Genomic DNA, 13,423 nt, shown 5'->3' on the forward strand with positions numbered 1-13,423 from the left:
GACGGGCCTAGGAGTAATACCGGCGCAGGGTCTCGGCCTTGAACTCGAAGAAGCTGCCGGCCTCGATGGCGAGCCGGGCGTCGTCCACCATCTTCACCACGAAGCGCTCGTTGTGGATGGAGATCAGCGTGGCGGAGACCATCTCCTTGGCCTTGAACAGGTGGTGGATGTAGGCGCGGGAGTAGTTCAGGCAGGCGTAGCAGTCGCAGCCTTCCTGCAGCGGGCCAAAGTCGCGCTTGTACTTGGCGCCGGAGAGGTTGTAGCGGCCGGTGGGGTGGTAGAACGCCGAGTTGCGGGCCACCCGGGTGGGGGAGACGCAGTCGAAGGTGTCCGCGCCGTTCTCGATGGCGGTGAAGATGTCGTCCGGTTCGGAGATGCCCAGCAGGTGCCGCGGCTTGTTCTCCGGCAGCTCCTCGTTGCACCAGCGCACGATCGTGCCCAGGTTCTCCTTCTCCAGCGCGCCGCCGATGCCGAAGCCGTCAAAGTTCATCGCGCCGAGGTCGCGGCAGGCCTTGCGGCGCAGGTCCTCGTACTGGGCGCCCTGGATCACGCCGAACAGCGCCTGGTAGGGCTTGCCGGCGCGCTGTTCCGTGAGCCGGAAGTGCTCGGTGATGCAGCGTTCGGCCCAGCGGCGGGTGCGTTCCAGGGACTCCTCCTGGTAGCCGCGGGAGTTCTGCAGCGTGGTGAGCTCGTCGAAGGCGAACATGATGTCCGCGCCGATCTGGTGCTGGACGTTCATCGAAATCTCTGGGCTGAAGCGGTGCCGGTCGCCGTTGAGGTGGCTCTTGAACCACACGCCTTCCTCGTCCACGTGGGCCAGGCGTTCCTTGCCGGGGGCGACGGCGTCGTCGGGCCCCGAATGGTCCACCGACTTCATGTCGATGACCTTCTTGAACCCCGAGCCCAGGCTCATCACCTGGAATCCGCCGGAGTCGGTGAAAGTGGGCCCGCGCCAGTTCATGAACGCCCCGAGGCCGCCGGCCTCGTCCAGGATGTCCGCGCCCGGCTGCAGGTACAGGTGGTAGGCGTTGGCCAGCACGGCCTGGGCGCCGAGCTCGGCGATGGACTCCGGCAGCACCGATTTGACCGTGGCCTTGGTGCCGACGGCGATGAACGCCGGGGTCTGGATCTCGCCGTGCGGGGTGCTGATGGTGCCGGTCCGGCCCAGGAAGGCCCCGCCGTTCTCCGCCACCTGCTCCGGCGTCGGCGAGCAGGTCTCGCTCAGGCGCTTGCCCACCCGGAAGGAGAAGTCGGACTGCTTGGCGGGCAGGGCGGAGGAGCGGGTGGTTTCAGGATTCGCAGGCACCGTTCAAGTGTGCCAGTTGCCGCGCCGAAGCCCCACCTCAGGGAGGGTGGCCCCGGATGCGCTGGGTGCGCCGCCCCGGGTGCTCCGCCGCATGTGCTCCGCCGCAGGTGCTCCGCCTCAGGCGACGGGGTCGGTGGAGGGGTAGTTCGCCGCGCGCCAGGAATCCCATCCTGCGCGGATCTCCTCAAGCCGGTGCGCGCCGAGCCCGTAGGTGGACACGATCACCAGGGATCCGCCGTCAGGGCGGAGCTCGGGGATGGCGGGCTGGTCTGCGATGATCACGAGGCCCTCGCCGTGCTCGGCGTAGCTCTGGACCGTCAGCCCAACCTGGTGGTTGCTGCGGAACCAGACCTTGCCGGAAACCGCTTCCCCGGTAGCCAGGGTCAGGGAGTAGGGGCCGCCGGCGGCCGGGACATCGCCCACGCCGAGCTTGTCGATCACCGAGCCCGCGGTGCCCGGGACGGCGAAGAAGAGCGTCCTCCGGAGGCCGTTTGGATGGCGTTCGAGGGCGAAACGGAGCTGGTGCAGGAAGGTCAACCAGCCCTGGGTGATGTCCTCGTCCCAGGCGGCCCACTCGGAGTTGTGGTCCACGGCGGCGCGGGTGATGCTGACCTCGGTGCCGCCGGGGACGGGCTTGAGAGTGAAGATGTCAGCGCCGTCGACCACCAGGGAGGTGTGGTCCGCGCTTTCGATGACCTTGGGACCGAAGTAGATGGCGTTGATCTCCGCCGCCTGGTCCTCGGCCTCCCAGCCGTGCCACTGGGCCACCTTCGCGGGTTCCCGCAGCATGGTCCAGACCTGCTGCGCGTCGGCGTTGATCACCACGGACAGATTGTTCGTCATGGGCCCGAATGTACTCCGACCCCATCCCCACGGGTAGGGCCGGGCCGGACGGAGTGCCGGTGATCAGCCGCGGACGAAATCCAGTTCGTTGGTGATCCGGCGTTCCAGTTCGGCGCCCCCGATGGTCTGGGATCCGCCGTGGGCGCGCAGGAACAGCAGGGCCTCAAGCCGCAGCAGCCGCCATTCCCGCTCGGCGTCCCGGTTGGAGTTGTCGATCGCGCGGAAGATTTCCTTGTCGTACAGGTTCGGCTCGTTCAGCGACCGCTGCCGGACCTTGGCGTTGATCCGGGCCTTGAACGGGTCCGTTTCCATGGCGTCGGGGGCACGGAGGAACTTCTCGTACACGGCGGCGCGTTCGTCGTCGCCGCGCTGCCGGCAGATGTAGCTGGCCAGCGCCAGGGCGGCCTCCACGGAGGCCCAGCGGCCCGGGTTGCCGTCGAACGGCAGCACGGTGAGCAGGTCCGCGACGGCCAGGGCGTGCTCCGCGTCGCCGAGGACCACGAAGAGCTCGTGGGCCAGGTCGCTGAGGTCCTTGAGGCAGCTGCCGGACTTGGTGTTGATGCCCTTGGCCAGCCGGTCGCTGAGCAGAAGCACCCCGGCATCCTTGGGGTGCGCGTCGGCGGCGGCCTCCACGACGGATTCGGGCGTGCCCTCGGCGGTGGGGATGAGGGCCAGGTCCGCTTCGCTGGGGCCGACGACGGCCGGCGGCGAGGCAGGCGGCGGGGGTACGACGACGGCGGGCAGGGACGCGTCGGCGTCGGCCTGCGCGGGGGTGCCGTCGTCGGCCGCGGAGACGGACTCCGCCGCACCGGGAGCTGAAGGAATGTCGGCGGGGGAATCGCCGGCCGACGCGGTTGATCCTCCCGAGGATTCCGGTTCCTGGATCAGCACCGTGGACCCGGCCGCGATGCTGAGCACGCCGCCGCCGGTCAGGGTGGCCCGCACCAGGGCGGGGGTGCCGAAGTCGTCGTTATCGACGGCGACGCTGGCGATTTCGGCGGTGCGCGTCGCGTCGGGCAGGAGCAGCAGATCCCCGGTCCGCAGAGATCCCGCCTGCCGTTCTCCATAGTTCACGGAAGCTGTGGGGTGGGTCATCTGGAGTCCTCAAATTCTTTTCGGTCCGCCCACCAGTCTACAAAGACCGGCGCGCCGGATCGGGGACGCGGGACGACTGGGCCCCGGCGCCGCGGAAGCTAGTGGCCGACGCCGGCGAACGCCAGGGCCTGGCGGATCAGGGCGCCGCGGCCGCCGCTGAACTCTAGCTGGACGTCGGAGCGGAGCACCTCATCCGGGGTCATCCAGGTCAGTTCGAGCGCGTCCTGGCGCGGGGAGCACTCGCCGGTGACCGGGATGACGTAAGCCAGGGCGACGGCGTGCTGCCGGTCGTCCGTGTAGCCGGTGTGGGAGGGGGAGGGGAAGTATTCGGCCACGGTGAACGGCACGGGGCTGACCGGCAGCTGCGGGAACGCCAGCGGGCCGAGGTCCTTTTCCATGTGCCGCAGCAGTGCGGCGCGGATGGTTTCGCGGTACAGGACGCGGCCGGAGACCAGGGAGCGGACCATGGTGCCGTCCTCGTCGGCCTGCAACAGCGTGCCCACCTCGTTCACGAACCCGAGCGGGTCCAGCCGGACCGGGACGGCCTCGACGTAGACCATCGGCAACCGGCCCCTGGCCTCGAAGAGGTCGTCGTCGGAGAGCCAGCCGGGATTCGGGTCGGGGGTGCGCACGTTCATGCTTAAGTTCTACCCCATCCGGGCTGGACGGACGTGGTGGACGGGGTCAGTCCGCCGCCGGGGCCCGGGAGATCCAGAGCGGGTGGGCGTGCGCGGCGGCGGCCTCCGCGTCGGGGTTGGCCAGGTGCAGCAGCGGCACAGGGGACTCCTCCACCAGGGCCACATCCTCCCCGGCATCCTCGAGCCGGCGGCGCAGTTCGCCGAGGTCGCCGGCGTACTCGAACGCGAGCCTCGCCGCAGCCTGTCCCGCACCCGGTGCGCCCGTCCCGATCATCAAGATCCCGCCGTTCTTGGCGGTAAAGGACTCGGCTTCCTCCGCGCTGCCGGTGGCGGCCCCGGTGCCGGGGACAGGGCGCGGGCGGGCGCCGATGTCCCGCAGCGTGCGGGCGGCGATGGCGGGATCCGCGGCGAACCAGAGGCCGACGACGGCGAGGTCCGGGTCCGCGTCCGGCGCGCCGCCCCAGCCGCCGTCGGCCGCGCGGACCGCGGGATCGGCCAGGAAGCTGAACCCGTCGGCGGCGGTGATCTTGCAGGTGGAGCCGTGCTCGGCGTCGAGGACCTCCGCCCGGGTGCCCTGGCCGGAACGGTCGGAAGCCCCGGCGGTGCCGGCGGATTCCGCGGTGCGGCGGGCGAATTCGGCCAGGTCCCCGACCTCGACGCCGAAATCGGTGCTGCCGTCCTCCGCGGAGCCGGCCTCGGCGAAATGCAGCGCCAGGCGGCCGGACCCGGCGTCGAACTCGCGCCAGGTGGCGTCGTCCACCGTCTTGACCAGGCCAAGCGCGGTCAGCAGCCGCTCCCACTCGTCCATGCGGGAGGTGTAGTGGATGGGACGGACGCGCAGCATGGGGGTCTCCCTCGTGGGTGTGGGCCGGGAGCACAATAGTGCCATGGCTGTTGAGCTGATGGAACTGCTGGTGAAGGACGCCGCCGCATGGCGGGCATGGCTGCAGGACCACCACGGGACCAGCCCCGGCGTGTGGCTGGTGCTGCACAAGAAGGGCGGCTCGGTCACCGAGCTGGACTACGAGGCCGCCCTGCAGGAGGCACTCTGCTTCGGCTGGATCGACGGGCAGGGCCGGCGCCGGGACGAGGAGAGCTCGTTCCAGCGGATGACCCGCCGGGGTCCGAAGAGTGTGTGGTCGGCCCGGAACGTGGACCGGATCGCGCGGCTCGAGGCGGAGGGGCGGATGGCCCCCGCGGGACGCGCCGCCGTCGAGAGCGCCAAGGCGGACGGCCGCTGGGAGGCCGCCTACGAGAGTCAGGCAACCGCCGAGATGCCGGCGGACCTTGCCGCGGCGATCGCGGCGGACCCGCGGGCGCAGGCCATGTTCGAGGTCCTCACCTCCGTCAACCGGTACGCGCTGATCTACCGGACCAACGCCGTGAAGCAGGCCGCCACGCGGGAGCGGAAGATCGCCGGGTTCGTCGAGATGCTGGCCCGTCACGAGACCCCGCACCCGCAGGCGCGCAAACCCCGCGGCCCGGAGAATCAGCGCCCTGCGAGCCAAGACCCGGAGGATTCGGGCCCGGGGAGTTCCCGGTAACCGCACGGAGGGCGGACAGCCGGATGTGGCAAGGTGGACCAGTGCCTATTACCGAACGCCAGCGGCAGCGCGGAGCCCTCCGGACCCCGCCCTCGCAGCGAATGGTGTTCTTCTCCGCCGCGGCCCTGCTGGTGGCCGGGGAGGCCGTCTTCTGGCTGATGGTAGCCAGCATTCAGACCAACTCCGGGCTGGCCGTATTCGACGGCGGGATCCACGACGCCCTGGTGGACCACCGGTCCCCGCTTGCCACCGCCGTCCTCAGTGCGGTGAGCACCGTCACCGCGCCGGCCGTGCTCACGGTAGTCGGCGGCCTGCTGGCCCTCGGCTGGGCGCTGCTCCGGCGCGAACTCTGGCGCCCCGGACTGCTCCTGGCGGCGGTGCTGGCCGCGGCCGGTGCCACCACCCTGGTCAAGCAGATGGTCTCCCGCGCCCGGCCGTCCGCCTCTGACTTCCTGATGGGCCCGGACGACGCGCTGTCCTTCCCCTCCGGCCACACGCTCGGCGCTGGGGTGTTCCTGCTGGTCCTCGGGTACCTGCTGCTCGGCAGCGCGGCCGCCCGCCCGGCACGGCGTTCGACGGCGGCCCTGGCCTTGGCCGGTGCCGTGCTGGGAACGCTGGTGGTCGGCTTCAGCCGGCTCTACCTGGGCTACCACTGGCTGACCGACGTGGTGGCCTCGCTGGGCCTGGCGGTGGCGCTCGCCGGCGTCGCGGTCCTGGTCGACGGGCTCCGCAGCGCCCGGCGCACGTCGCCGGACGCCTAGAAGGCCACCCCGAGGGCCTGCGCCAGGACCACTGCCGAGGCCGAGGACCACGCCTGCGGGTGGCACGAGGCCGGATACGGCACCGCCGTGCGCGACTCCGCCGCACTCACGCCGGCGAAGAGCTCCGGGAGGCGGTGGCCGAAGGCCGCGGACGCCGCCAGCAGCCCCTCGGCCAGCACCCGCGCCTCCTCGGTGAATCCCTCGGCCAGGAGTCCGCGCACCGCAATGGCCGTGTCGTGGCTCCAGACCGATCCGCAGTGGTAGCTGAACGGCCAGAACCCGGTGGCCCGGCGGGAGAGGGTGTGCAGGCCGTAACCGGAGAACAGCTCCGGGCTCAGCAGCCGGTCCGCCACCAGCCGGGACTCGGCGGGGTCGAGGATCCCGGTGCCGAGCAGGTGGCCCATGTTCGAGCCGGGAACATCCAGCGGGGTGCCGTGGCCGTCCAGTGCCATGGCGGGGAACCGGCCGCCGTCGTCCTCCACCCAGAAGCGCTCGCGGAAGGCATCCCTGAGCCCCGCGGCGAAGTCCCGCAGCTCCGCGGCGCCCGGTTCGCCGTAGGCGTCGAAGAGGTCCGCGGCCTCCAGGGCGGCCTGGTAGGCGTACCCCTGGACCTCGGCGAGGGCGATCGGCCCGTCCGCCTGAAGCCCGTCGCGGAACTGCATGGCGTCGCGGGAGTCCTTCCAGCCCTGGTTGCTCAGCCCGTGGCCGGAGGTGTCCTGGTAGCTGAGGAACCCGCCGTTGCCGGCGTTGCGCCCCGCCGCCCCCGCCGCCAGCAGCCAGTCCGCGGCGCGCGCGGCGTTGGGCAGGAGGGAGCGGACCGCTGCGTCGTCGGTGCCGGCGCGGCCGAGCTCGCCCAGCAGGCACAGCCACAGCGGCGTGGAGTCCACGGCGCCGAAGTACACCGGCGGCAGCCGCAGCGCCTGGCTCTCGAGAATCAGTTCCTTGGCCCGCAACTCGTGCAGGATCTTGCCGGGCTCCTCCGCCGCGGCGGGGTCCGTCTTCGTGCCCTGGTAGGCGGCGAGGGCACGCAGGGTCCCCGCGGCGAGGGCCGCGTCCAAGGGCAGCAGCAGCCGCGCGGCCCAGAGCGAGTCCCGGCCGAACAGGGTGAAGTACCAGGGGGCGCCGGCGGCGAGGAACGGGGCGTCAGGGGCCGTGCGGGTGGCCAGCCGCAGCCCGTCCAGCTCGTCGAGGGAGTTATCCAGCAGGGCGCCCAGCGGCCCGGCCGGGCGGTCGCGGACGGACCGGGCCGCCGGGACGTGTGCGGGGACGACGGCGTCGCCGGTGTCGGTCAGGGTGGCCTGCCACTCGGCCTCCATCGGGCGCCCGGCGGACGCTGTGCCGCGCCAGACCAGGCAACCGTCCTCCACCCGGTCCGGCGCGGCGACGGTCAGGGTTTTGCCCTCCTCGGCCCACCGCAGCGAGGACCCATCCGCGGACACGGGCTCCAGCGGCTCGCGGAAGCGGCCCAGCCGGATGGCGGCCATGTCCGTGAAGTCGGCCGCCAGCCGGACCCGGACCTCGGCGTCCAGCTGCGGCAGCGAGGTGGCCAGCCGGAGCGAGACGCGGACGGCGCCGGGGGTCACGGTCCAGGTCTGGACGAGTTCGACGGCGGGATCCTCGGTGGGGCCCTCGATGCCGCGGACCAGGCCGCGCACGGTGAGCACCCCGCCGGGCGCCGGCTCCACCGTGGCCGGTTCGGGGGCGAAGCCGTTGACCGTGGTCTCGGCCCGGCTCAGCATCCGGGTGTCCCCGTGGAGCAGGCCGGTGAACCAGCCGCCACCGTCGGCCAGCCGGCCCTCGGCGTCCAGCCAGAGCTGGGTGGGGGCGGCCACGGAACAGTGCTGGCGGTGCAGGGCTGGTTGTACGCTCATCCGACCAGCCTAGGACCCGGAGGTCCCGGGAGGGTCCTAGGCCTGCGGGGTGTCCTCGACCGGGAAGGCCACGGCCTCGCCCACCACGCGCAGGCACAGCTCGGTACCGGGGCGGGCGATCGAGGCGTTCCAGTGCCGGATGGTGATGATTTCGCCGCCGCCGGGGTAGCGGTGGTCCGCCACGTCGCCCTCGGCCAGCTTCGCCGGGACGGGGAGCTGGAGCCGGACCGTGGTTTCGGGGCCGAAGTAGTCGGTGTCCACGACGGTGCCGCGGATGGGTCCGTCCTCGGCGATCCGGATCTGTTCGGGCCGCAGCATCAGCTGGACCCGTCCCTGCGCCGGCGGGCGGCGGACCGGGATGCCGCCGAGCGAGCAGGTGGCCAGGGACCCTTCCATCCAGGCGTCCAGGATCACGGCGTCGCCCAGGAACTCCGCCGTCGCCCGGTCCGCGGGGCGGGTGTAGACCACGAACGGGTTGCCGATCTGGGCGAGCTTGCCGCCGCGCATCACGGCCACCTGGTCTGCGAAGGAGAGCGCCTCGGCCTGGTCGTGGGTGACCAGGATGGTGGTGACCCCGGCGTCCTGGAGGACCTTGCCCACGGTGCGGCGGGTGGCCACCCGCAGGCCGGCGTCGAGGGCGGAGAACGGCTCGTCCAGGAGCATCAGCTCCGGTTCGCGGGCCAGGGCGCGGGCCAGCGCCACGCGCTGCTGCTGGCCGCCGGAGAGCTGGTGCGGCCGGCGCCTGGCCATGGCCGGGTCCAGCGCCACCATCTCCAGCAGCTCGGCCACCCGCGCCTTGACGCCGCGGTGCCCGCCCGGGAGCTTGCCGGCGTCGAGCCCGAACGCGACGTTCTGGCCCACGGTCAGGTGCGGGAAGAGCGCGCCGTCCTGCGCCACGTAGCCCACCTGCCGCTTGTGCGCGGGTACCCAGACGCCGTCGCCGGCCACTTTCTGCCCGCCCAGGGAGATGCTGCCGGTGTCCGGGTGCTCGAACCCGGCGATCAGCCGCAGCAGCGTGGTCTTGCCCGACCCCGACGGGCCCACGATCGCCGTCGTGCCGCCGCGGGCCACGGAGAGGTTGACGCCCTTCAGCACGGCCTGCGAACCGAAGTTCTTGGTCACGGCCGCGACCTCCAGGTGGCTGTTGGTGCTGGGGGCCACGGAGGCGGCGATCCGGGGCTCCGGAAGCCGGGAGGGGTGTTGTTCGGTCACTGTCCCGCTGCTTTCTTGGACTGCTGGAAGAGGAGGTAGGTCATCGGGGCGGAGAGCAGGATCATCAGCAGCGCATACGGTGCGGCGCCGGCGTAGTCGATCTCGCTGCTCTTGCTCCAGAATTCGGTGGCCAGGGTGCGCGTGCCATTCGGGGAGAGCAGCAGCGTGGCCGTCAATTCGTTCACGATCGCCAGGAACACCAGCGCGGCACCGCCGGCCGCCGCCGGGGCGGTCAGCCGCAGGGTGACGCGCAGGAACGCCAGCAGCGGCGGCTTGCCCAGGGCCTGGGCGGCCTCGTCCAGTTCCTTGGGTGCCTGGGCCAGCCCGGAGCGGAGGTTCACCAGCGCCCGGGGCAGGAACAACAGCACGTAGGCGGCGATCAGCAGCGTGGTGGTCTGGTACAGGTCCGGCGCCACCCGGATGCTGACGGTTACGAAGGCCAGGCCGACGACGATCCCGGGCATCGAGCTGGTGACGTAGTTCGAGAGCTCCAGGGCCTTGCTGAACCAGCTGGGCCGGCGCACCGCGAGGTAGGCCATCGGGAACGCGACGACGGTGGTGGCGGCGGCCCCGGCCAGCCCGTAGCCCAGGGTCTGTAGCAGCGCGGGCAGGAACTCATCGGCGGACCAGATGTCCGCGCCGCCGGCGACGATCCAGCGCACCACGAAGGTCAGCGGCAGGCCGAACGCCAGCGCGGTGACGGCCAGCAGGAACAGCTGGGCGGGTGCCTGGTAGAAGCGCAGCGGCAGCCGCAGGGCCCTCGCCTGGGCCCCGGAGCCCACCCGGGCGTAGCGGGCGGTGCCGCGGCCGCGGACCTCCACCAGCAGCAGGATCAGGCAGAAGAACACCAACACGCTGGCCAGCATGTTGCCGGCGGCCCCGTTGAAGGTGGACTGGTACTGGACCATGATCGCGGTGGTGAAGGTGTCGAAGCGGATCATCGCGAAGGCCCCGTATTCAGCCAGCAGGTGCAGCGCCACCAGCAGCGCCCCGCCGGTCATCGCGATCCGCAGTTGCGGCAGCACCACCCGGAAGAACGCCCGCCACGCGCCCAGCCCCAGGGACGCGGCGGACTGTTCGATCGCCGGGTCCAGCCGGCTGAGGGTGGCCGCGGCCGGAATGTAGACCAGCGGGAAGTAGGACAGCGTGGCGATCAGGACCCCGGACCACAGGCCGCCCAGTGACGGGACGGCGGAGACCCACGCGTAGCTGTTGACGAACGCCGGGATGGCCAGGGGAGCGGCCAGCAGCACGGCCCACCCCCGGCGGCCCTTGAGCGTGGTCCGTTCCACCAGCCACGCCCCGCCGACGCCGATCACCAGGCAGAGCGGGACGGTGAAGACCATCAGCAGCACGGTGTTCAGCAGCAGCTCACCCACCCGCGCCCGGAAGATCAGGCTGACGGCGGTGTCCCAGCCGGTGGCGACGGTCATCACCGCCACGTAGCCCAGGGGGAGGAGGGAGAACAGGGCGATCAGGACCGCCAGGATGGCCACCACGGACACGCCGAACGGCGGGCGGGGGCTCTTGCCCCGGCCCGCCGTCGTCGTGCTTCCGGTGGTCCCGGGAGCCGCCAGCGTCTTGGTCACTGGTTTAGAGCAGTCCTGCCTTGGTCATCAGATCGGTGACCTTGGCGGAGTTGAGCTTGGCCGGATCGACCTTGGGTGCCTGCAGGTCCTTGATCGGGACCAGCTTGTCATTCGACGGCACATCGGAGGCGATTGCATACTCGAAGGAGGTGCCCTTCTGCAGGATCTCCTGGCCCTTCTTCCCGGTGATGAACTTCAGGAAGGCCTGGGCCGCGCCGGCATTCTTCGAGGACTTCAGCACGCCGCCGCCGGAGACGGAGAGGAACGCGCCCGGGTCCTGGTTCTTGAAGAAGTACGGCGTGACCTTGTTCGAGTTCTCGCCGGTCTTCGCCTGGTCGCCGTAGTAGTAGTAGTGGTAGATCAGGGCGGCGTCCACCTCGCCGGCGTTGACGGCCTTCATGGCCGTGCTGTTGCCCTTGTAGGACTTGAAATTGTCCTTCATGCCCTTGAGCCAGGCCTCCGTGGCGGCCTCACCCTTGAGTTCGAGCAGCGCGGAGACGATCGCCTGGAAGTCGGCGCCCGACGGCGACGCGGCCCACTTGCCCTTCCACTCCGGGTTGGCCAGGTCCAGCATGGACTTGGGCAGCTTGTCTTCGCTGATCTTGGTCTTGTCGTAGACCAGGACGGTGGAGCGGGCGGCGATGCCGGTCCACTTGTTGGTGGACGGGCGGAACTCGGCGGGGACCTGGCCGACGGTGGCCGGGTCCACATCGGCGAAGAGGCCGGCGTTCTCCACCTGGGCCATGGCCGGGGAGTTCTCGGTCAGGAAGACGTCGGCGCGGGTGGCCTGGCCCTCCTGGATGATCTGGTTGGACATCTCGGTGTCCGAACCCTGGCGGAGCGTCACCTTCACGCCGGTCTCGGCGGTGAACTCGTCCACCCACTCCTTGGTGAGGGATTCGTGCTGGGCGTTGTAGACCGTGATCTCACCGGAGGGCTTGCCGTCGGCGCCGGCGCTGCTGCCGGAGGAGGACGAACCGGAGCCACAGGCTGCGAGGCCGAGCGCGGCGGTGGCGGCGAGGGCGACGCCTGCCAGCGCGTTCTTGCGGATCTTCATGGGGCTGCTTTCTGCAAGGAAAAGGTCGTAGGAACCCGCCTCCGTGAGCGGGAGGTTAGGGCATGCTCACTACAAAAAACTGTAGGTTAGCCAAACCTAAGCAACCAAGCCGAGAGCGCCTTAAGTGAGGGAGATCACACGAATTACGAAACTATTGCGTGACTTAATTGGTTTCGTGTTCCCGCGGGGCCGTGGCGTCGACGGCGGCCGACGCGGGATCGGCGGGCGTTTCCGGCTGCGCCGCTGCGCCCGTTTGTCCCTCGTCCGGCTGTCCTTCCGCCGGCTGCTCCGCGTCGGCGGCGTCGACGATCGCGGGCAGGCGGGGCGCGATCGAGGCCGCGGCTTCAAGGACCATCCAGGCCTGCAGCTGGGTGGAGAGTTCGACGTCGGCGCCTGCCGGGTAGGTGCGGCGCGCGGGGAGCTCGGGCCGGGCGGAGAAGACCAGCCGGGCGCCGTTGCGGGCCAGCGGCTCGTTCGCGCCGACCACGCGCCGGCCCTCCCAGAAGGCCTCCGCCGTGTCCGTGACCAGCCGCGCCGCCGTCGCCCGGGTCTCCTCCGGGAGCCGCTCGTCCACCGCGGCGAGTGCCAGGTAGCGCACCAGAATCCCGCTGAAGAGGCCGCCGTCGCCCGTTCCCTCGCCGCGGACCACTTCGCCGCGGCGGCCCAGCAGGGGTGCGTCCACGGTCAGGTGCTCGCGGACCGCGGTGATCAGTTCCTGCGCCCGTGCCAGGTTCCCCTCGCCGCCGAGCTCCAGCAGGGCCCCCAGCACCGGGCCCTGGTTGTAGGTGTAGACGGCCTCTTCGAGCCGGGGTTCCCCCTCCGGCACAATTCGCAGGCCGTCCCGGTAGAGGCCCTGCTCCGGATCCAGCAGCTTGGCGTCCAGCCAGTCCAGCAGCGACTGGGCCCGCGCCGCCTGGCCGGTCCGGGCGTAGTGCAGCGCCACCGGCCCGGTCGCCGGGGTGTTCTTGAAGTCCCGCTTCTTGCTCCAGAAGGTGCCCCCGCCCAGGTCGTCGGTGGAGGCGGCGTCGAACTGTGCCCCCAGCCGGGTGAGGACCCGGGCGTTGCGGCGGCGGCCGGCGCTCTTGCGGCCGTCCTGGGCCAGGAGTTCCAGCCGCCGGGTGGCCAGGGCCAGCCAGGCCATGTCGTCGTAGTAGCTGTTGACCACGGTGAAGAGGTTCCGCACCCGTATGCCGTTGAGCAGGCGGGAGGCCAGCTTGCCGGCGCTGGGCAGGTTCTTGCCGTCGAAGTGCGCCGGGGTGTGGCCCGCGACGCCGAGTTCCCGCCGCCCGGCGTCGACCAGGCAGTCCACGTAATGCGCCTGCCGCCAGTAGTGCCAAGGCCGGGAGAGGTTCTTCAGCCGGCTTGAGGGGCGGACGATGGCGCCGATGTGGGTGCCGGGGAGGAAGAAGAGGCGCTGGCCGAACAGCCGGGTCACCGAACGCGCGGCTTCGTCGGCGCGGAAGGACCAGTTCGGGGCAGGGGTATGGGCGGCGGCTGCGGTCATGGT

The 13,423-nt window shown here is 71.3% G+C and carries 12 protein-coding genes; 2 read left to right on the forward strand and 10 right to left on the reverse strand.

All coding sequences use genetic code 11. The annotated features are described in order from the left end of the window. Positions 1-7: 7 nt before the first annotated feature. From tgt to AB0O44_RS08485, 5 genes are all read right to left on the reverse strand, one after another. Positions 8-1,306, reverse strand: coding sequence for a tRNA guanosine(34) transglycosylase Tgt (gene tgt / locus AB0O44_RS08465; protein ID WP_364136472.1), 1,299 nt, complete (start codon positions 1,304-1,306; stop codon positions 8-10). A 117-nt stretch (positions 1,307-1,423) separates the two neighbouring features. After that, positions 1,424-2,149, reverse strand: a complete 726-nt coding sequence (locus AB0O44_RS08470; RefSeq protein WP_364136474.1) for an SRPBCC domain-containing protein — start codon at positions 2,147-2,149, stop codon at positions 1,424-1,426. A gap of 63 nt (positions 2,150-2,212) precedes the next feature. After that, a complete protein-coding gene (locus tag AB0O44_RS08475) occupies positions 2,213-3,244 on the reverse strand; it encodes a DUF6707 family protein (RefSeq protein ID WP_364136476.1) in 1,032 nt (343 codons plus the stop codon). A 98-nt stretch (positions 3,245-3,342) separates the two neighbouring features. After that, positions 3,343-3,882, reverse strand: coding sequence for an NUDIX hydrolase family protein (locus AB0O44_RS08480; RefSeq protein ID WP_290256702.1), 540 nt, complete (start codon positions 3,880-3,882; stop codon positions 3,343-3,345). A 46-nt stretch (positions 3,883-3,928) separates the two neighbouring features. Next, positions 3,929-4,726 carry a VOC family protein gene (locus AB0O44_RS08485; protein WP_364136478.1) on the reverse strand — a complete coding sequence of 266 codons (798 nt, stop codon included), beginning with the start codon at positions 4,724-4,726 and terminating at the stop codon, positions 3,929-3,931. Between the two features lie 43 nt (positions 4,727-4,769). Here AB0O44_RS08485 and AB0O44_RS08490 point away from each other — a divergent pair, with 43 nt between their 5' ends. Together AB0O44_RS08490 and AB0O44_RS08495 are read left to right on the forward strand one after the other, a co-directional pair. Next, complete coding sequence (locus AB0O44_RS08490; RefSeq protein ID WP_364136480.1) at positions 4,770-5,426, forward strand: YdeI/OmpD-associated family protein; 657 nt, start codon at positions 4,770-4,772, stop codon at positions 5,424-5,426. A gap of 41 nt (positions 5,427-5,467) precedes the next feature. Continuing rightward, complete coding sequence (locus tag AB0O44_RS08495; RefSeq protein WP_364136482.1) at positions 5,468-6,187, forward strand: phosphatase PAP2 family protein; 720 nt, start codon at positions 5,468-5,470, stop codon at positions 6,185-6,187. Here the strand turns inward: AB0O44_RS08495 and AB0O44_RS08500 are convergent. The 5 genes from AB0O44_RS08500 to AB0O44_RS08520 all read right to left on the reverse strand — a co-directional run bounded on the left by AB0O44_RS08500 (position 6,184) and on the right by AB0O44_RS08520 (position 13,420). Then, positions 6,184-8,058 (reverse strand): glycogen debranching N-terminal domain-containing protein, encoded by a 1,875-nt coding sequence (locus AB0O44_RS08500; protein WP_364136484.1) that lies wholly within the window; start codon positions 8,056-8,058, stop codon positions 6,184-6,186. The genes AB0O44_RS08495 and AB0O44_RS08500 overlap by 4 nt on opposite strands. 36 nt (positions 8,059-8,094) lie before the next feature. Beyond that, a complete protein-coding gene (locus AB0O44_RS08505) occupies positions 8,095-9,270 on the reverse strand; it encodes an ABC transporter ATP-binding protein (RefSeq protein ID WP_290256697.1) in 1,176 nt (391 codons plus the stop codon). Then, complete coding sequence (locus AB0O44_RS08510; protein ID WP_364136486.1) at positions 9,267-10,859, reverse strand: iron ABC transporter permease; 1,593 nt, start codon at positions 10,857-10,859, stop codon at positions 9,267-9,269. Before AB0O44_RS08510 ends, AB0O44_RS08505 begins: the two co-directional genes overlap by 4 nt. 4 nt (positions 10,860-10,863) lie before the next feature. Next, positions 10,864-11,916 (reverse strand): iron ABC transporter substrate-binding protein, encoded by a 1,053-nt coding sequence (locus tag AB0O44_RS08515; RefSeq protein WP_364136488.1) that lies wholly within the window; start codon positions 11,914-11,916, stop codon positions 10,864-10,866. Positions 11,917-12,079: 163 nt separating this feature from the next. Then, a complete protein-coding gene (locus tag AB0O44_RS08520) occupies positions 12,080-13,420 on the reverse strand; it encodes a glycoside hydrolase family 76 protein (RefSeq protein WP_364136490.1) in 1,341 nt (446 codons plus the stop codon). Positions 13,421-13,423: the final 3 nt, after the last annotated feature.

This window comes from Arthrobacter sp. NPDC080082 (genome assembly GCF_040686595.1).
Taxonomy (GTDB): domain Bacteria; phylum Actinomycetota; class Actinomycetes; order Actinomycetales; family Micrococcaceae; genus Arthrobacter.